Below are 20,559 nucleotides of genomic sequence, written 5' to 3'. Positions count from 1 at the left end.
GTGTTCACCGTCCCCACATCCAGGTTCCCGTCCACGTCGCTGTCGTTGGCCGCCACATCGATCACCACCGCCGTACCGGCCATCGTGCTCACGCTGTCATCCACTGCCACCGGCGCACTGTTGACCGGCTGGCTAAGACCTGCCATCTCGTACATCATGCCGTCAATCAGACTTGGATTGGAGTTATTGTCCCGCCCTCGCGCGACAATATAAAGATGTTTCTGGCCAGAACCATCGCTGGCAGGCGCATAGGCCAGGCCAGCAGCCTTCCGCGAGTCGGCAGCGGACATGTCGTACGTCTCGATCAGGTCGCCGTTCAACGTGGTTTCGATAATGATCTGATTGCGCCGGATACTGTCCATGATAAAAAGTGTCCCGGTGTCCGGATTGAACTCAACGCTCTCTGGATCTAATAAACCATAGCGATCCACATCAAACTGGCTGATCAACGTTCCGGTGATGGTGTATTGATACACCTCCAGATTCACGCCATCCACGACAAAAAGGCGGTGATTCCAGGTATCCACCGTAATCCCTTCGGGGTCCAGGTTGTTGGCCGGGCGGAGATCAAAACTATCCCAGGTGTCATCGGCCGTGCCGATCAGCCCATCGGCCCCTGGATGCAACCGGTAGACTCGTTTGGTACCGTCGTCTGTAAAGAAATAATCTCCGGTCAGCGGATCCCACGCCACGCCGGTGGGCTCATCCGTCATGGGTGCGTCCGTGGGCGGTTCACGAGAGATATTGGCCGTCCGTACCACGTTGCCACCCAAAGTCAGCTCCCACAGGTTGGCGCCCTGAAAGTGGGTGATCCCACTGACGGTCTCCTCTACTTCCGAATCGCTGACCAGCAAGGTGTTGGAAGCGCTGACATACGTAAGTCCCGCCGGATCTGGGCTGGGCGGCGACAGAGCCGCCATATCTACCGCTCGCACCAGGCTCAACGTGACCAGACTGGCATAGACCTGTTTTTCGCCATCTCGAGCAGGTATCACCTCAACGAGGCGTGGCGGCTGGCTCACCGCCGCTTCTCCAGCCGCGACGTTATTCCCCGTGTCCCCTGCCACCATGGGCAGAAAGAGTTGCAGGGGAAACGGCAGAAGCTCTACCGGTCGGGCTGGAGGCCGCGCAACGCCACTGTCCAGGAGGAAAAGGTGCCACTCATCAGGCCCATCGGTCAGGTCCGGGCTGGGTGCCCAGACCAATCCCGTCACAGCCCTGAGTTCCAGGGCACTCATCGAATACCGGTTCACCTCTGTCCCGTCGGGTGTCAGCTGATACACCACCTGGGTCTTTGCCTCCAAGACATACCAGGATCCATCCCGGGGATCCCGGGCCAGGCCAGCCAGATCTTCCCCCAGCCCGGCCAGCGAGACTCGCCCCACAAGGCCGCCGGAGGCCTCTCCCGCTACCTGGATCCCGACCAGTTCCCGTTGGGCGGCATCCAGCAGCCACACCACGCCGGCCGCCTCGTCCACGGCCAGCCCGGCCACCCGAGACAGGCCCAGGTGGCCGATATGGATGGACTGGGCCTCTTCAATCTCCAGGCCGTCCGGCCGGATGCCCACCAGCTCTTGCCATCCATCCGTCAGAATCCACAACCGGCCCAGGCCATAGGCCAGGTTCAGGCCTGGATCGACAGCTATATCCAGGTCTATCTGGCCCAGATATTCCTCATAGGGGGTGAAGACGCGCACCCTGCTACCATCTTCGTCTCCCACCTCCAGGACGTAAAAGACCCTCTCCTCCTCGTCGTAGGCCACACCTCCGCCGGCCTCCACGCCCACATCCGACAGATACAACGACCGCAGTTCTGTCAGACTTCCCGTTGCCTCCTGGGCCCAGGCGCCAGCAGGAATCCACGCCGCCAGCAACGCCACAAAGCCGATCATCCCTGTCCAGAGCCAATGACGGCGAGTCGATCCTGTCGTTGTTTTCATCACCTGGGCCTCCTCATGGGCCATTCCTGTCTGTCCAACTGTCTCACGGTATCTGGAGCAATTACCCCGCTTGTCGATGCAAATTGAAGCTCACCGGGCCGTGCTGCTGTATCCCACATACGGTAGATAGACCCGATGTCCACTGGATGCCACGGGTGTTGTCACCACAGGTGCGGTCACCACCGGCAGCGGCGTGGGTGAATGCGTCGGCGTGACCGTGGGGCTCGCCGTCCGCGTGGCTGTCGCCGTGGGCTTCGGTGTCCTGGTCAACGTAGCCGGAGGCCCTGCCGTCCTCGTTGCCGTCGGTGTCGGCGTCGGTGTCGGCGTGGCCGTGGGCTCTGGCGTCGCCGTCTCCGTCGGCGTCGGCGTCAACGTGGCCGTGGGCTCCGGCGTTGCCGTCTCCGTCGGCGTCGGTGTCGACGTGGCCGTGGGCTCCGGCGTCGCCGTCTCCGTCGGCGTCGGTGTCGGCGTGGCCGTGGGCTCTGGCGTCGCCGTCTCCGTCGGCGTCGGTGTCGACGTGGCCGTGGGCTCCGATGTCGCCGTCTCCGTCGGCGTCGGTGTCGACGTGGCCGTGGGCTCTGGCGTCGCTGTCTCGGTCGGCGTCGGTGTCAACGTGGCCGTGGGCTCCGGTGTCGCTGTCTCCGTCGGCGTCGGTGTCAACGTGGCCGTGGGCTCCGGTGTCGCTGTCTCCGTCGACGTCGGTGTCAACGTGGCCGTGGGCTCCGGTGTCGCTGTCTCCGTCGGCGTCGGTGTCGACGTGGCTGTGGGCTCCGGTGTCGCTGTCTCCGTCGGCGTCGGTGTCAACGTGGCCGTGGGCTCCGGTGTCGCTGTCTCCGTCGGCGTCGGTGTCGACGTGGCCGTGGGCTCCGGTGTCGCTGTCTCCGTCGGCGTCGGTGTCGACGTGGCCGTGGGCTCCGGTGTCGCTGTCTCCGTCGACGTCGGTGTCGGCGTGGCCGTGGGTGGACATGGGATGCTCTGGTTGTTGTCACAAGGAGTAGGGGTGGTGTTCCCTGTTGGCGGCCCTGTCAGCTCGTAAAGCTTGCCATCCACGGCATTCGGATCAGAGTTATTGTCGACGCCCCGGTCCACCACGTAGAAGTGTTTCGCGCCGGAACCATCGCTGGCCGGCGCGTAGGCCAGCCCGGCCGCCTTCCGCGAGTTTGCAGCAGAAATGTCGTAGATCTCGATGAGAACGCCTGCGGTCGTGGTTTCGATAATGACCCGGTTTTGACGGTTGCTGTCCAGGATGAAGAGCGTACCAGTATCGGGGTTAAATTCCACGCTTTCTGGATCGATGATGCCGTATACTTCCACATCAAACTGGTTGACCAGGGTGCCGTCCAAGGTGTACTCATAGATTTCTCGGTTGACACCGTCCGCTACGAAAAGGCGATTGTGCCAGGAATCGTAGGTGATGCCTTCAGGGTCCAGATTCCCATAGACTTCGGTGTCGAAGCGGGTCCAGGTATCGTCGCTGGTCCCAATTTTCCCGTCACTGCCTGGGTTGAGGCGGTAAATCCACTTCGTGCCGTCGTCGGCAAAGAAAAAGTCACCCGTATTGGGATCCCACGCCACACCCGAAGGTTCATTGGTCATGGGAACGGAGGTCGGCGGGACGCGAGAAATATTGGCGGTATAAACAAGGGTGGCGTCCAGGGTCAGTTCCCACAAGTTCGCGCCCTGAAAATGGGTGATTCCGGCCACGGTCTCCTCCACCTCCGAATCGCTGACCAGGAGGGTGTTGGAAGTGCTAATATAGGCCAGGCCGGCGGAATCCGGGCTGGGGGGCGACAGGGTAGAGAGATCCACCGTGCGTACCAGGCTGACGGTGATGAGGCTGGCCCGTACGCTTCCCCCCGCCATGGAGGCAGGCACCGCCTCGATAAGCCGCCCCCTTTGCCACGCGAGCAGGGTCTGGGAGCTGGCTTCCGTGGCGCTCCCGCCGGCGACCCAGGGCAGAAACAGGCGCAACGGGAAGAGCAGGGGGTTCACCGGCTGCGCAGGGTGCTCCTGGAGGCCACTATCCAGAATGAACAGATGCCAAACATCGGCCCCATCGGTCAGGTCTGGGCTGGGCGCCCACACAAGCCCCCGGGGCCCCACCAGCTCCAGCCCGCGGGTGTCGCGGCGCTGCAACACCGTGCCTTCCGGGCTGAGCTCATAGACGGCCGTGCCATCGGCTGCCAGTACAGACCAGTGTCCATCCCGGGGATCCCGGGCCAACCCGGCCACGCTCTTCTCCACCCCGGTCAACGCGACCCGGCCGGCGAGCTGGCCGGCCAAAGCGCCTCTCACATAGACCCCAACCAGCTCCTGTCGGTCCGTATCCAACAGCCAGATCACGCCGGCCGTCTCATCCACCGCCATGCCGGCCACCTGCCCGGAGGCCAACCCGCTCACATCCACCGTCGCCACATCCACCACCGCCAGATCGTCCAGGGCGACGCCCAGCAACGATTGGCCATCGGACGCCCGCAACCACAGCCGATCCAATCCATAGGCAAGATTCCACTGGGAATCCACCGCTATCCCCAGCTCCACCTGGCCCAGGTATTCCTCATAGGGCGTGAAAACGCTCACCCGGGCTCCCGCCTCCGCGGGCTCCAGCACGTAGAACACGCCCCGGTCCACGCTGTACGCGACCCCTCTTCCGGACATCACCTGCACGTCAGACAGGTACACCGTCCGCAGTTCTGCCAGCCCCTCGGCGGGATCTTGGGCCCACACCTGGGCCTGGACCAGGAGGGGAATCAACAGGAGCAGGCCAACCAACCAGGGCCAAAGCGCATAAACCCGATGTCTGTTTACAGGGGGGATGCGAACCATCTTAACGTGCTCCATTGCTCTTGGTCTGGAGGAATCTGGCGTATGCTTCTGCAGGCTCATCCAGCTTTCAACTTGTACCTCCACCCGGGGCTGTAGTTTCGCGCTCCGGGTCACTATCCGACCCCAACCGCAGGAAGCCGGCTGGATGCCGTGCCGTTCAGGTGCCTTTGCGCTGGATCACCACGACCAGGGTACGAAACAGAATGTAGACGTCCTTCCACAGGGACCAGTGGCGAATGTAGTGGAAGTCGAACTGCAGCTTAATCATGGCGTCTTCTACAGAGTTGCCGTAGTCGTAGTGAATCTGGGCCCAGCCGGTCAAGCCGGGTTTGACCAGCAGCCGGGTCCGATAGAAGGGAATCTCCCGTTCCAGCTTCTCCACAAATTCAGGACGCTCTGGCCGGGGGCCCACAAAACTCATCTCGCCGCGCAGGATATTGAAGATTTGCGGCAATTCATCCAGGTGGGTTGTGCGTAAGAAACGGCCCACCCGGGTGATGCGCTTGTCATCCTTTGTCGCCCATTGGGGGGCACCGGGTTGCTCGGCGTTCGGGACCATGGTGCGAAACTTGAAAATAGAGAAAAGCCTACCACCACGCCCCACCCGGGTCTGGCGGTAGAAGATGGGGCCGGGGGAATCGAGGCGGATGGCCAGGGCAATGATGGGCATGAGCAGGAGCAGCATGGGCAGCCCCAAAAGCACCAGCGCCAGATCCAGGCAGCGTTTGCCCACAAGTTGTGTACGGCTAAACAGGGGGCGCCCTTGGAGGGCATCCAATGCCCACCAGGGCCGGATGTGCTCAATGGGGATGCAATAATTCAACCGGGCGTAGAGGTCGGCCATCCAGGTGACCTGGATACCTTCACCCTGACAGGAAATCAGCAGGTCAAACAGGTCCGGGGTCAGGGGCTGTGTGACATTAACCACTACTTCATGAATGTCCAGGGTTTGGATCAGCTCCGGCAGCCTCTTCATCGGCCCCAAGTACGGCACCTGTCCGTCAGGGTCCTCTGCCTCCTGCTCGCCCACAGCGCCCACGATCTCGAAATTCAGGCGCGCCGCTGGCTTATGCAGAGGGTCTAACAGCCGCCTTTGATCGTTCAGGCCGACCACCAGGATGCGATGGGGGGCAAAGAGACGGTTGGATAGCCCCGCATAGGTCAGGCGCCAGGCCAGGATCAGAATCAGGAAGATGGCCGCGAAGTAGAGTCCAAAGAGATCCAGCCAGGGGTAACCCAGGGAGACGCGGATCGCCATGTACAGGGCAAGGCCCAGGCCAACGCTCGCCATCCCCCGCGCGACGCCTGCCCGCCCATCCCCGGAGGAGGGCACATCATACAGGTTATTGACATAGGCCAGGCACCACCAGCCTGCCAACAGGACGGGAAACCATCGCCAGAGCAGACCGGGCGTCGAGATGAACGCCGGCGCTGTCCGCTCAGCCAGCCAGGTTGCCGCCACCACACAGAGGCTGTCCACCACCACCAGCAGCAGCCAGCGTTCTGAGAGGGGCGAACGGTAGCGACCGGTGCTCTCGCGCAGGTGACGCCATAAGGCGTCCAACAGGCGCACGAAGGCCAACGGCCTCAGCCGGTTCGTCGGCGTCAACCGCATCATCGGCTTGGATTCAGGTTCCAACGGCTTGGGTACCAGCAGCTTGGATTTGGAGGAGTCATCTGCCTGATAAGTCATCGCTCTTTTCCCATCTTCCTGCCCTATCCGCCGGACCCGAGGGGGGACGCCCCGCAGGATTTGGCCGATGGGTCTCGAAGTCCCACTGCCTGAAGAGATCGACACAGCATCCTGAATTGTGAAGGAACAACCCGGGAGAGCGCCTTGACAGGCGCCCATCTGTCTATTCTGTGGATGGGCCACAGATCTGGGGTGATTCACCGTCGGGGCAAGAAGGCCCGGCGGGGGTTGGCCGGCTAAAGTGGGAGTCGAGTGGACACTCGCGAGTCGCTTCGGATCAGCCTACCGGTAGGGAGGCCGACGGCTTATCGTCTGGCAAGAAAATGGAAACCGCCATTGAAAAATTGCCTAAATATAGTAGAATTAAGCATAGGCATAGTACTTTCCCGGCCTCCTGGCTGAGGAATGTACGGACGGTGTTGGATCACTGTCGGACGTTGGCAGCGTGGGCAGTGATCCAACTGGCGAGTGCCTGGGCCAGCCCTCCCTTGGCTGGCCCTTCTTTTTCATCAGGTACTGTTGAGCCGGTATCTGTTGCAAGGTATAACGTTCAAGCCACAACGTTAACGCGACGTTAAAGAGCTAACAACAAAGGCCTAATATCCTATCGGCATCATAGAACATGCCAGCACCCTACCGGTCCCTCCAGGGCCGGTACATGTGCCAGGGGTGGACACTGTCAGACGTTGGCTGCGTGGGCAGTGTCCACCCGCTATGCCTGGGGGCCAGCCATCCGTGGCTGGCCTTTTCAGTTGGGCGTTTAGAAGTCGGTCAGAAGTTTAGAAGAACGGAGTCAGGAAGAAATGGAGCAGAGCCGCGAATTCTATACAGAGCCAGTTTCAAACCTCACAAGCCTGCAAACAACACGACAGGGATAGCGAAACTTCAATGGAGGGCATCGATGGAGAATCAAGTAGAGTGGCAACAATAAAATCAATGGCTCGACGGCGGCTCAGCCCTGATATTCACCCAATCAACCCAGGGATCTCCTGCCAAGATTGGACAGGAACAAATGGCCACATATCACGATACGCTCAGTGTAGCAGATAACCATCGGAGCATTGCTTACATTTTCCTGTCAATTCCTGTCAAAAGGCTGGCGAACCTGTCAGCACCATCTTTGTAGATCCACAGATTTCACAGCCACCCACGGCGGGCCGGAGACCCGCGTCCAATCCGCGCGGATGGCCGCCCTTGTCGTAGGTGCGGTCTCTGGCCGCACGGTGATGCCCGGAAGGGTGCCGATTTGCCGTGGAGGCGGGCCTCCTGCCCGCCCGCTGTCGCCAGGCCCAGGCGGGCGAAGGGACGGCGACGGCTGTGCAGCCCGGCATGTAAGGGCGAAAAATATTTCGCCCCGCCTACGACGGGGCACCCGTTACGGAAAAACTGAAAAACTGTCAACCTATTGACAAAAGGCTAAGTTTCCTGTATTCTTTATGGCAAGTTAGCACTTTTGTTGTATATTCAATGCTACTTTTGTCTCATTTGCCGCTACATCGCCTCCTCTCATTGCATCTCCTTTCCAGTCAACTGACCCTCTGCGTTTCGATTCGGACACCGTTGTTCAGCATTTTACGCTTCGCACTCTAGACGTGTTCATCTGACCCGGCTGCTTCCCTTCTTTCATCGTTCGTTCTCGGCCTTGACGGCGTGTTCCAGGCACCGGCCATGTCACCCCATTCGGGGTCAGCGGAAACCTGGATCCCCCTTACTGAAATTGGCCATGCCCCTCAGCCCTCCATCGCTGCCAGCCCAGATCCAGCAGGATGAATTCTGGGGTTGAACAATTTAACTTAACCTTGACTCGCGTTGTCCACTGCCCGCGCTGCCAACGTCCGACAGCGGACAATCTCCGGCCGTACATGTTCAGCCTGAGAGGGCGGACAAGGCTATGCTTCTTTGTCCCTTCCTGATAGCCCCATAGCCATCTCCCGCTCTTCCCAGTCACTCTGGTTTTATTTCCATTCCATCATTTCACCCGATTCGTCCCATACCCGGACGATTCCTGGCATATTGGCTTTTCCAACCGGCAAACGCCCCTGTCCAGAGGCCCTGCTCCCAGGGACAAGTGAGCCCGTACAAGGAGGAAGTTCATATGATGCGCTGGCTGATTGGTGTAAGTTTGCGACTTCGCTTTCTGATCCTCGTCTTCGCCGCGGTATTGCTGCTGGGGGGCATCGTCCAACTGCGGGAGATGCCCATCGATATTTACCCCGAGTTCGACCCGCCTCTGGTGGAAGTCCAGACGGAAGCCCTGGGCCTCTCGGCAGAGGAGATGGAAGCCCTGATCACCGTCCCGCTGGAGGCAGATCTCCTGAATGGGGTGGCCTGGCTGGACCAGATCTACTCCGAATCTGTCGCCGGCATGTCCTCCATTCTCCTGGTATTTGAACCGGGTACTGATCCCATTCGGGCCCGGCAGATGGTCCAGGAGCGACTCACCCAAACGTTCGCGCTGCCCAACGTTTCCAGCCCGCCCACCATGCTCCAACCCCTCTCGACCAGCAGCCGGGTGATGATGGTGGGCCTCTCCTCGAACCAACTCTCTCTCGTCCAGATGGGGGTGCTGGCCCGCTGGAACATCAAACCCCGGCTCATGGGCGTACCTGGTGTGGCCAATGTGGCCATCTGGGGGCATCGGGATCGCCAACTCCAGGTCCTGATCGATCCGGCCACCCTGCAGGAAAAGGGCGTCACCATCCAGCAGATCATCGAGACCACGGGCGAAGCTCTGTGGGTCTCTCCCCTGAGCTACCTGGAGTCTTCCACCCCGGGCACCGCCGGCTGGATCGACACCCCCAACCAGCGGCTCAGCATCCGACATGAGCTGCCCATCTCCTCGGCCGAGGATCTGGGCAAGGTCGCCGTGGTAGACCACGAAGGGCTCCTGCTGGAGGACGTGGCCCGGGTGGTGGAGGATCATCAGCCCCTGATCGGAGATGCCCTTCTGGATGAAGGGCCTGGCCTGCTCCTGGTCATTGAAAAGTTTCCGGGGGCCAACACCCTGGAAGTGACCCGGGGAGTCGAAGAGGCGCTGGCGGCCATGCGCCCCGGCCTGACCGGCATCGAGATCGACACCACCATCTTCCGGCCGGCCACCTACCTGGAGCAGGCCGCCAGGAACGTGAGCGTTCTGCTGCTGATCGGGATCGTCCTCCTGGCGCTGGTGCTGGGCGCATTCTTCTTCCAATGGCGCACCGCCCTGGCCAGCCTGATCGTCATCCCCCTCTCCCTGGCCGCGGCCGGCCTGATCCTCTACCTGCGGGGCACCACTTTCAACGCCATGACCCTGGCGGGCTTTGTGGTCGCCCTGGGTGCCATCATTGACAATGCCGTCGTCGACACGGAAAACATCGCCCGACGTGTCCACCAACATCGCCAATCCGGCGATGCCGGGGCCCGCCTGCCCGTGGTGCTGGAGGCCACCCTGGAGATGCGCGGCCCCCTGATCTTCGCCCTCTTGATCATCCTGGCGGCGGTGGCCCCCATCTTTCTCATTCCGGGACTGGCCGGCTCCTTCATTCGGCCCCTGACCGTCTCCTTCATCCTGGCCCTTCTCACCTCCCTGGGGGTCGCGCTGCTGATCACGCCAGCCCTGACCATGCTGCTGCTCTCGGATCTGGGGCGGACAACGGTGCGGCCGACCTTCGCGTCGCCTGTGGTCCAGCGGCTGCAGGAGCGCTACCGGCGCCTCCTCAGCCAGACGGTGCGGGCGCGCTACCTGGGCTTCGGCCTGGCGGCCGTCCTGATCCTGGCGGGCCTGATCGCGCTGCCTTTCCTGGACGTCTCCCTCGTTCCCACCTTCAAACAGACGGACCTGACCATCTACTGGAAGGCAGCACCCGGCACATCCCGCGCCGAAATGAGCCGCATCACCGCACAGGTTCGCCAGGAACTCCACGCCATCCCCGGTGTGGAGAGCTTCGGGACCCACATGGGGCGGGCCATTACCGGCGACGCCATCGTCGATGTGGATTCCGGCGAGATCTGGGTCAGCATCAGCCCGGAGGTCAACTACGAAGCCACCGTGGCGGCCATCCGCAACGTCACCAGCGGCTACCCGGGCCTGATCAGCGAGGTGCGCACCTACGAGCCCAAGCGCATGAAAGAGGCCCTGCTGGGGCCTGGCCACGATCTGGTGGTACGCCTCTATGGCCACGATCTGGAGCTGCTCAACACCCAGGCAGAGAAGGTACAACAGGCCATCGCCAACATCAACGGCATTGCCCGGGCGGACGTTGACCGCCAAAACGTCCGGCCCCAGGTGGAGATCGAGGTGAGGCTGCCCGAGGCAGAACGCTACCAGGTCAAGCCTGGCGACGTCCGCCGCCAGGCCACTACCCTGATCTCTGGCCTGCGGGTGGGCAACCTCTACGAGGAGAACAAGGTGTTCGACGTGGTGGTGTGGGGCGAACCGCAACTGCGGGACAGCCTGACAGACCTCCATGCATTGCCCATCTACACCTCCCGGGGCTATGTGCCACTGCAGGAGCTGGCTGATGTCCGCATCGTGCCCAGCCCCACGGTGATCCGGCGGGATGTGGTCTCTCGCTTCGTGGATGTGGGCATCGCCGTAGAGGGTCGAAATCCGGCCGTCGTGGCGGCGGACATCCGTGACCGCATCAAGGGCATGGAGTTCCCCCTGGAATATCACGCCGAAGTGTTGGGCGCCTCGGACGTGGAGCAGATCACCTGGCGCCGCCTCTGGGGGATGGTACTGGCCGCGGCGGTCGGCATCTTCCTGCTCATGCAGGCGGCCTTCAATAGCTGGCGAATGGCCCTGGTGACCTTTGTGACGCTGCCCATGGCCCTGGCCGGCGGCGTCCTGGCGGCGCTCCTGGGCGGAGGAGCCCTATCCCTGGGCGCGCTCTTCGCCTTTCTGACGGTGCTGGGCCTGGCTGTCCGCCAGGTGATGGTGCTCATCCGGCATCTCCAAAATCTGGAGGACCAGGAGGGCGAGCCCTTCGGGCCAGAGCTGGTGCTACGGGGGGCGCGGGAGCGGTTGGCGCCCATCCTGATGACATCCCTGGGAACCATCGTCTTGATGCTCCCCTTCGTACTGGCCGGAGACATCGCCGGCAATGAGGTGATCCGCCCCATGGCCATTGTCATCCTGGGCGGTACCATCACGTCCATGCTCTTCAGCCTGGTGGTGATCCCCAACCTCTACCTGCGCTACGGGGCCCGGCCAGAACCGGTCCAGGCTGCCGCCCGGTGGCAGGAGCAGCCAGGTTACAACGCCTGACATGCCTTGACGGGCTGCATGCAGGCATGAACGCTACCCTCCCCCCAGGGGTGCGAAAATTGGCGATTCCTTGAAAGCAGAATTCATTTACATAAGGAGGGAAGACATGCAGCAGATTCACCGTTCCACCCTAATCTGGTTGCTGGCGGCTATGGCCTTGAGTGTTCTATCGCTGGCCGGCTGTGGCCGGGCCTCCGCCGACATGCCCGTGAAGGTAGAGCCGGCCTACCTGGAACAGAGCGAAGGGAGTGAATTTCAGCGGGTGGTGCTGACGGAACGGGCTGCCCAGCGGCTGGATGTCCAGACGGCGCCGGTGCGGGAGGAGCCAATCAACGGGGCTACCCGCAAGGTGGTTCCATACGGAGCCATCATCTATGGCCTCCATGGAGAAACCTGGGTCTACGTGAGCCCCGAACCCCTCACCTTCATCCGGGCGCCGGTCACGGTGGACTTCATCGAGGGCGATCTGGCCATCCTGATTGATGGGCCTGAGGTCGGTACGGAAGTGGCCTACGTGGCCGTAGCCGAGCTCTTCGGAATAGACACAGGAGTCGGCAAATGAATGAAATGCGCTGGATCGTTGCTTCGAGTCTGAAATATCGGTACCTGGTGGTGTTTCTGGCCGCCATCCTGATGTTCTTCGGCATCGACCAGATCCGCACCATGCCGGTGGACGTCTTCCCCGAATTCGCGCCACCGCGGGTCGAAATTCAGACGCCCAGCCTGGGCCTCTCCTCGGCGGAGGTGGAGGCCCTGGTCACCGTCCCCCTGGAGGAGGCCCTGGCCGGCACGCCGGGATTGGATATCATGCGCTCTAAATCGGTGGAGCAGCTTTCTTCCATCCTCCTCATCTTCAAACCGGGGACGGACCTGATGGAGGCCCGCCAGCTGGTGCAGGAACGCCTGGCCCTGGCCACGCCGGACCTGCCCACCTGGGCCAGCCCGCCCATGATGTTGCCGCCCCTCTCCTCCACCGCCCGGACGCTCAAGATCGGCATCTCGTCTGATGTCTACTCCCTGATGGATCTCTCCATGATCACCTACTGGAAGATCCGCCAGCGGCTGTTGCAGGTGCCCGGCGTCGCCAACGTGGCCATCTGGGGCGAACGGATCCAGATGCTCCAGGTGCAGACCGATCCCAACAAGCTCCAGGAATACGGGGTCCCCGTCCATGAAGTGGTCCAGGTCACATCGGACGCCCTGGATGTAGGCCTGATCCAATACTCCGACGGTTCGGTGGTCGGCACAGGTGGCTTCATCGAGACGCCCAATCAGCGGATCTCCATTCGCCATGTCTTGCCCGTGATCACCCCGGCCGACCTGGCCAACGTGCCCATCAACCAGCGGGTCAAGGCAGACGGCACGGCCCTGCGGTTGGGCGACGTGGGCCAGATGGTGGAGGATACCTGGCCCATGATCGGGGATGCCGTGGTCAACGACGGCCCGGGCCTGCTCCTCATCGTGGAGAAATTCCCCTGGGCCAACACCGTGGAGGTGACCAAGGGGGTAGAGGCCGCCATCGAGGAGATGCGACCGGGCCTGGCCGGAATCGACATCGACACCACCATCTTCCGGCCCGCCACCTTCGTGGAGGTGGCGCTGGACAACCTGGTCAACTCCCTGCTCCTGGGGGCCATCCTGGTGGTGATTGTCCTGCTCCTCTTCCTGTGGGACTGGCGCATCGCCATCATCAGCGCCACCATCATCCCGGTGACCGCGGTGATCACCCTGCTGATCCTCGCCCAGTTCGGCACCACCCTCAACGTGATGGTCCTGGCCGGCCTGGTCATTGCCATCGGCGCGGTGGTGGACGACGCCATCGTGGATGTGGAGAACATCGTGCGGCGCCTCCGCCAGCACCGGCGGGAAGGCAGCACCCTGCCCACGTCCACCATCGTGCTGGATTCGTCGCTGGAGGTGCGCAGCGCCATCGTCAACGCCTCGGTCATCGAGATGACCAGCCTGTTGCCGGTCTTTTTCATGGAGGGCCTCTCCGGCGCCTTCTTCAAACCCCTGGCTCAGGCCTACGTGGTGGCGACCCTGGTCTCCCCCCTGGTGGCCATGACCGTGACGCCGGCGCTGATCTTAATCCTGCTGGACAACGCGCCGGTGCGGGAACGGATTTCGCCCATTATCCCCTGGCTCCACCGCATCTACGACGCCCTGTTGAGCCGCAGCCTGAAGGTGCCCAGCCTGGCCTACGCCGCCACAGTCGTCATTCTGGGCGCCGGCATCGTGATCTATCCGCTCCTGGGGCAGGAACTGCTGCCCTCGTTCAAAGAGCGGGACTTCCTGATGCACTGGTTGACCAAACCGGGGACCTCCCACCCGGAGATGGTGCGGATCTCCACCCTGGCCTGCCAGGAGCTGCGCACCATTCCGGGGGTGCGCAACTGCGGCTCCCACATCGGCCAGGCGCTGCTGATGGACGAGGTCTATGGCATCTACTTCGGGGAGAACTGGGTCAGCGTGGATCCGTCAGTGGACTACGATGAGACCCTGGCCAAGATCCAGGCGATGGTGGATGGCTATCCCGGACTCTACCGGGATGTGCAAACCTACCTGAAGGAACGCATCCGGGAAGTGTTGACCGGCTCCAGCCATCCCGTGGTCATCCGGATTTACGGTGAAGATCTGGATGTGCTGCGGGCCAAGGCGGCGGAGGTGGAGCACGAACTGTCGGAAATCCCGGGTCTCACCGATCTCCACGTGGAATTTCTGGTGGACATTCCCCAGTTGGAAATTCAGGTGGATCTGGCCAAAGCCCAGGCCTACGGTCTGAAACCAGGAGACGTCCGGCGGGCCGCGGCCTATCTGGTGGCCGGTGAAGAAGCCGGCGACATCCACACCGTCAGCCGCACCTACGATGTACAGGTGTGGAGCATGCCCGAATACCGGGACAGCCTGACCGACATTTACGATCTGCTGATCGACACACCCGACGGCAGAAAGGTCCGCCTGATCGAAGTGGCCGACATCCAGGTGAAACCCATTCCCAACGCCATCAACCGGGAGCGGCTGGCCCGGCGGATCAACATCGAGGCAGATGTGAAGGGGCGGGATCTGGGGTCCGTGGTGGCGGACGTCCGGCACGCCCTGGAAGAGATCGACTTTCCCCACGGCTATCACCCAGAGCTCATCGGCGAGTATGCGGAGCGCCAGGCGGCCAGCCGGCGGATTCTCATCACGGGCATCATCGCGGCCTTCGTGATCTTCTTCCTCTTGCGGGTTTCTCTGGGCACCTGGCGCCTGGCGGCCATGTCCTTCCTGAGCCTGCCCATGGCCATGGTGGGGGGTGTCCTGGCCGCGTTCTTCTTCAGTGCCGGGGTTCTCTCCCTGGGTTCGCTGGTGGGGTTCCTGACCATCCTGGGCGTGGCGGCCCGCAACGGCATCATGCTCATCAGCCACTACCAGCACCTGGAAGAGTTTGAAGGGGAGACCTTTGGCCTGGGCCTGGTGATCCGCGGGGCCCGGGAACGCATCGCCCCCATCATGATGACCGCGCTGACCGCGGGCCTGGCCCTGGTGCCCCTGGCCATCACCGGCAACCTGCCCGGCCACGAAATCGAACATCCCATGGCCATCGTCATCCTGGGCGGCCTGGTGACATCCACCCTGGTCAACCTCTTTATCGTGCCGGCCCTCTACCTGCGTTTTGGGGGGCCAGGCCGCCACAGCAATCTCCAGGCGGCCGGCTAGTGGGCTGGAGAAGCGAGAGGAAACCGGAGGACTCTCGGTAGCGGTTCCCACAGGCTGGTCCACTCTGCTTGTCGGCACCGTCGAGGTCGCCCTGGTGGCCTTCGTCCTCCTCCAGCTCAAGGAATGATTCGATGCCGGGGCGCTGGACCTGACGGCCGGTGCCACGGACGCGGCCCGGATCGCGGCCGGCGCCCTGGTGTTGGATGCACTCCTGTACTGGGTCAGGGCGTGAATCGTTGCCATTCGAGTAACAGGCTGAGACCAGAAGGAGCATAATCATGTCTCGTTCGACCCTCGTGACGTGGGCTGTATTCACGGCCCTGTTGTCCATGGCGTTGTTTGTAGCCGCCTGTAGCAGTGACCTCAGCGGCCCGGCACTCGTGGGCGCTGAACCTGTTCAGGCAGCCAGCCAGGAAGCGGCCGAGCCCGCCGCGGCCGACCCAGCCCCCCAGGAAGAAGTCGCTGCCGAAGCTGCCGCCGAAGAAGAATTTCCGGACGAACACTTTGCCAATCTGCTGGAACTGGACCCCAGCCAGTTTGATCACGCCACCACCATCGACAATCCCTGGAAGCCCCTGAAGCCCGGCACCCAGTACGTTTATGAAGGGATCACCGTGGAAAATGGGGAGGAAATTCCCCACCGCATCATCTTCACCGTCACCGACCTGACCAAAGTCATCAACGGCGTGCGCACCGTGGTGATCCTGGATCAAGACATCAGCGATGACGCGCTGGTCGAGGCCGAGCTGACCTTCTTTGCCCAGGACAACGAGGGCAATGTCTGGCATCTGGGGCAATATCGGGAAACCTACGACGAGACGGAATTCGTGGGGGGCCGCGTCTGGCTGGTCGACCTGCCAGAGGGCGCCAAGGCGGGCATCATGATGAAGGCCCATCCCGAACAGGACAGCTCGGACTACTCCCAGGGCTATGCACCCGCGCCCTTCAACTGGACCGACCGGGCCCGGGTCTACGAAGTGGGCCAGCAGACCTGTGTACCCTATGATTGCTTTGACAATGTGCTGGTCATCGAAGAGTACAATCAGGAGGAGCCCGGCGCCTTCCAGCTCAAATACTATGCCCAGGGCGTGGGCGTGGTGCGGGTGGGCTGGCGCGGCGACGATTCCCAGCAGGAGACGCTGGAGCTGGTGGAGGTCATCGAACTGGATGAGGAGGCCCTGGCAGAGGTCCGGGCCCATGCCTTGGAGCTGGAGGAACGGGCCTACATGTATAGCCGGACCCAGCCTGCCGAGCTCCTGCCCGCCCAATGAGACACTGTCCCACACGGACATCTGTGCTGCTTGACAGCTACCTCCCTTCTGTGCCAAGATTGTCGACAGGCTGACAGATAACCTGCACCTTGCGACCGGTGCCCTGGGGTGCCCACGCCCAGACGCCCACGCCACTCCGATTTCCCTGATTCCGTAGGTAGATTTACCATCCCGGAGGCGCCCCTGTGTTATCATGGCGGTAACCGATGCAGGCTGACAGCCTGTTGGCAACCCACGGCGGATGGCCCCATCCGTCCAGGTGGTGGTCTGGTTTGACCGCAGGCCCGCCCCCCGGCGTCGGCAACCAACCGTCATGTGGTTAGTAAAGCCCGGCAGAAATTCGCCGATGGTTTCCACCAGAGGTAATGCCGCCGAATTTCTGCCGTGGCATTTACGCCAGACTATACTACGCCGCACAGGGAGGTGACGTCCTCATGTGGCTGCACAATCGTTTCAGCTTCTGGTTCAATGGGCCCGGCTCCACGCTGTCCGGCGATGTTTCGGCCGGCGCCCTTCGCCTGACCCTGTTGCTCCTGGCCCTGCTGCTGGCGGCCTGCGGAGCCCCCGCTGCTGGCCAGGGCTCCGCTCCTGCCCCTGCGCAAGAGGCCCAGCTATCCGTCGCCGACCTGCCCGCCGGTATCGGCCGGGGATTTCCCCTGGCCAGCGCCGAGGGGGTGGACAACCGCCAGACCGGCCTGAACACTGGCGACCTGGCCCCCAACTTCCGCATGGAGTGGGCCGACGGCAGCGTGCTTGAGCTCCATTCGCTGCAGGGGCACCCGGTGATGCTCAACTTCTGGGCCACCTGGTGCGGACCCTGCCGGCTGGAGATGCCGGAGATCGTCCGCCAGGCCCAGGCCCATCCGGAGCTGGTGGTCCTGGCCATCAACGTGCAGGAGAAGGAAGAAGCGGTCCGGCGCTTCGCCGAGGAATTCGAGATGGAGATGCCCGTGGCGCGGGACGAAAGTGGCAGCGTCCGCACCCTCTATCAACTGCGGGGCATGCCCACCAGCATCTTCATCGACCGGGAGGGCCGCATCGCCGCCACGTGGGCCGGGCTGCTGACCCCCGATCACCTGGATGAGCTGCTGGCGAGGATCCTCTCCTCGTGAATCCTCATGTCGCCATGAACGTTCCGCTGCGCAGGAGTCTCCTGGGACGATTGTTGGCCGCGCTCTGTTGCGTGGCCTTTATCTCCGTGGCGGGGCTGGGCCTGGCCGCCTACATGAGCGAGCGCTCTGCCCTGCGCCAGCAGATCTACGCGCAGCTGATCATCATCGCCGACTTCAAGAAGGGGTTCACCGCCCTCTGGCTGGCAGAACGCCGGGCCGACACCCAACTTCTGGCCAGCAACAAACTCAACCAGGAACATTTCAGCGACCTTCTGTCACCCGCTACCTCGTCGGAAGAAAAAGCGAGCCTGCTGGATAGCCTGGTGGACAGCATGCACCTGCTGCAGCAATCCCGGCCCGGCTACAGCCAGATCGTCATGGCCGACGTCCACGGCGTCATCCGCGCCGCCACCGACCCCACCCTGATCGGCCAGTCCATCGCCGACGACGAAGCCTTCATCCACACCATGGCTGCCCCAGACGGCCAGTATACCCAGGATCTCTACCTCCACCCGGAAACGGGCCGGCCGGAAATGAAATTTGGCCATGTGATGCACGCGGCCACGGCCAACGACGTGGAGCCCCAGCCGGCGGTGTTGGGCGCCGTCATCCTCACCGTGGACGCGGAACAATCCCTCTTCCGGCTGATCGACCTGGGCCCCGGCCTGGGCTCCACCGGTGAAACCATGCTGGTACGCAGCGAAGGGGACACCACCGTCTTCCTCAACAACACCCGCTTTGCCCCGGAGGCCGCGCTCAACCTGCGCCTGCGCCAGGGCACGCCGGAAGCCTACCTGGCCACCCTGGCCGCCAACGCGGTGGAAGGCATCCAGCAGGCCACCGACTATCGGGGCCAGGAGGTCCTGGCCGCGATCCGCTACATTCCCCAGCTCCAATGGGGGCTGGTGGTGAAGATCGACGACAACGAGATTCTAGCGCCCGTCTACCGGCTGACCTTCCGCCTGGTCATGGTCGCGGGTGTCGTCATCGTGCTGGCCGTGCTGGTCTCCTGGGCCCTGGCCCGCACCCTGATCAAGCCCCTGACCCAGTTGGTGCGGGCTACCCAGGCGGTGGCCAGCGGCGACCTGCGCACCCCCATCGCGGTCCAGCGCCAGGATGAGCTCGGCGCGCTGGCCGGCGCCTTCCGGGAAATGGTCACCGCCCTGGATCAACGGCAGCGCCAGCTGGAGGCCGCCCACGCCGAGGTGGCGGCCTTTGCCGAGAAAAATGTGGAGCTGGTCCAGCAACTCCGGGAGCTGAACGCCAGCCTGGAGGAGAAGGTGGCGGAGCGCACCCAGGAGCTGGCCGCCGCCAACGCCCGGCTGCGGGAGCTGGACCGGCTGAAATCCAAGTTCGTCTCCAACGTCTCCCATGAGCTGCGCAGCCCCATCACCAGCCTGCGCGGTTTCCTGGAGCTGATGAAGATCAACCCGGCCAAGCAGGAGCAATATCTGGCGCTCATGAACGCCCAGGTGGATCTTCTGGGCCGTTACATCGAAGAGATCCTGGAGCTCTCCCGCCTGGAACAACAGCGGGAGCACCTGGTCTTCGCCCCGTTGGACTTCAACCCGCTGGTGGCCAGCGTGGTCGCCACCTACCAGCCCCAGGCAGAGGCCGCGGGCCTCCGCCTCATCTTCCGACCCGATCCGGGCCCCTTGCAGGTTCGGGGGAATGAAGAGGAGCTGGCCCACCTGGTGGTGAACCTGGTGGCCAATGCGGTCAACTATACGCCCGAAGGCAGCATCACTGTCATCACCCAGGCGGACCCGGGCGGCGTCCAGTTCGTGGTCCAGGACACGGGCATCGGCATACCGGACGAAGATCTCCCCCACATCTTCGAGCGCTTCTACCGGGGCCAGAACGCGATCCAGTCCCAGATCCGGGGTACCGGGCTGGGGCTGGGCATCGTCAAGGAGATCGTGCAGCTCCATGGCGGCACCATCCAGGTGGACAGCCAGGTGGGCCGGGGGACCATCTTCCGGGTATGGCTGCCCTCGGATCCTGGCCCGGCCCGGCGCAGGCAGTCCATGGCAGCACCGACCGTGGACTTGAAACCTGGGGACTGAGTCGCCCCGCTTGCATCGTTCCATGTCCATCTCTGCCATCGTCGACACCGGCTATCGACTCCACCCCCACGATCTGGGCGGCCGTGCCCGGACGGTGACCGTCGTCAATGTCTCCTTCCAGGGTGTGGAGACCCTGGCCCCGGTCCTGCATCTGGCTGAAACACCCAAACGGCTGGTCCTGACGCCTGACCAGATCGCCGTCCTCATCACCCTGTCCGGCAGCCTTGTCCCCTCCACCTGGATTGGCCTGACCGTGGAACTGCACCCGACCGTGGTGGATGGCCAGGAGCGCATCGAGATTCGGCCTGCCCGTGGCCGCCGGATCCGTCCCTGGCAGCCGCCACCGCCCCAGCCGGCCCATTCCGGCTGGCCGGTGGTGGTGCTGGTGCTGTTGGTGGCCCTGGTCCTGGCGGCCCTCTTCTTGAGGGAGACGGGCATCACCCTGGACGAGCTGCTCCGCCTCCTGTAGGGGTGGGCCCCCATGCCCGCCCGCTGTTCCCCATCGCGAAAGGGTACTGGTTTACCGTAGGGGCGGCCCTCGGCCGCCCGATGGTGCCATACCCAGGCGGGTGAAGGGAGAGCGACGGATGCGCAGCTACGAGCTGCGCCTACGACGGGGTCCCCGTGCCCGCCCGCTGTCGCCAACCTTCCCCCACGCCCCCCGGTACCCCGCAGATCCGGCCACCCACGGCGGGCCAGAGACCCGC

General features: G+C 63.1%; 9 protein-coding genes and 1 pseudogene. 7 read left to right on the top strand and 3 right to left on the bottom strand.

Features of this window, described 5'->3' with window-relative positions; translation table 11 throughout:
- The 3 genes and pseudogenes from FKZ61_RS23010 to FKZ61_RS23000 all read right to left on the bottom strand — a co-directional run.
- Nucleotides 1-1,940, bottom strand: a pseudogene (locus FKZ61_RS23010) (hypothetical protein); the annotation flags it as partial.
- A 90-nt stretch (nt 1,941-2,030) separates the two neighbouring features.
- Nucleotides 2,031-4,766, bottom strand: coding sequence for an SdiA-regulated domain-containing protein (locus FKZ61_RS23005; RefSeq protein WP_211358704.1), 2,736 nt, complete (start codon nt 4,764-4,766; stop codon nt 2,031-2,033).
- Nucleotides 4,767-4,923: 157 nt separating this feature from the next.
- On the bottom strand, nt 4,924-6,459 hold the full coding sequence (locus tag FKZ61_RS23000; protein WP_229964374.1) for a sugar transferase: 1,536 nt from the start codon (nt 6,457-6,459) through the stop codon (nt 4,924-4,926).
- 2,095 nt (nt 6,460-8,554) lie between these two features.
- Between FKZ61_RS23000 and FKZ61_RS22995 the strand changes: the two genes are divergently transcribed.
- From FKZ61_RS22995 to FKZ61_RS22965, 7 genes are all read left to right on the top strand, one after another.
- The gene (locus FKZ61_RS22995; protein WP_141612508.1) at nt 8,555-11,704 is read left to right on the top strand and encodes an efflux RND transporter permease subunit; all 3,150 of its coding nucleotides are present in this window, start codon (nt 8,555-8,557) and stop codon (nt 11,702-11,704) included.
- Nucleotides 11,705-11,810: 106 nt separating this feature from the next.
- Nucleotides 11,811-12,266, top strand: coding sequence for a hypothetical protein (locus tag FKZ61_RS22990; protein ID WP_141612507.1), 456 nt, complete (start codon nt 11,811-11,813; stop codon nt 12,264-12,266).
- The gene (locus tag FKZ61_RS22985) at nt 12,263-15,403 is read left to right on the top strand and encodes an efflux RND transporter permease subunit (RefSeq protein ID WP_211358703.1); all 3,141 of its coding nucleotides are present in this window, start codon (nt 12,263-12,265) and stop codon (nt 15,401-15,403) included. The genes FKZ61_RS22990 and FKZ61_RS22985 overlap by 4 nt, the downstream gene beginning before the upstream one ends.
- Nucleotides 15,404-15,681: 278 nt before the next feature.
- Nucleotides 15,682-16,674: a hypothetical protein gene (locus tag FKZ61_RS22980; RefSeq protein WP_141612506.1), complete on the top strand. Its 993-nt coding sequence runs from the start codon at nt 15,682-15,684 to the stop codon at nt 16,672-16,674.
- 434 nt (nt 16,675-17,108) lie between these two features.
- Nucleotides 17,109-17,786 carry a TlpA family protein disulfide reductase gene (locus FKZ61_RS22975; RefSeq protein ID WP_170200214.1) on the top strand — a complete coding sequence of 226 codons (678 nt, stop codon included), beginning with the start codon at nt 17,109-17,111 and terminating at the stop codon, nt 17,784-17,786.
- Nucleotides 17,783-19,852, top strand: coding sequence for a sensor histidine kinase (locus FKZ61_RS24370; RefSeq protein WP_141612504.1), 2,070 nt, complete (start codon nt 17,783-17,785; stop codon nt 19,850-19,852). Before FKZ61_RS22975 ends, FKZ61_RS24370 begins: the two co-directional genes overlap by 4 nt.
- 22 nt (nt 19,853-19,874) lie before the next feature.
- Nucleotides 19,875-20,321: a hypothetical protein gene (locus FKZ61_RS22965; RefSeq protein ID WP_141612503.1), complete on the top strand. Its 447-nt coding sequence runs from the start codon at nt 19,875-19,877 to the stop codon at nt 20,319-20,321.
- The last annotated feature ends 238 nt before the right edge of the window (nt 20,322-20,559 follow it).

Origin of the sequence: Litorilinea aerophila (genome assembly GCF_006569185.2) — a bacterium.
GTDB lineage: Bacteria > Chloroflexota > Anaerolineae > Caldilineales > Caldilineaceae > Litorilinea > Litorilinea aerophila.
This window is presented reverse-complemented; position numbering and strand designations above follow the sequence as displayed.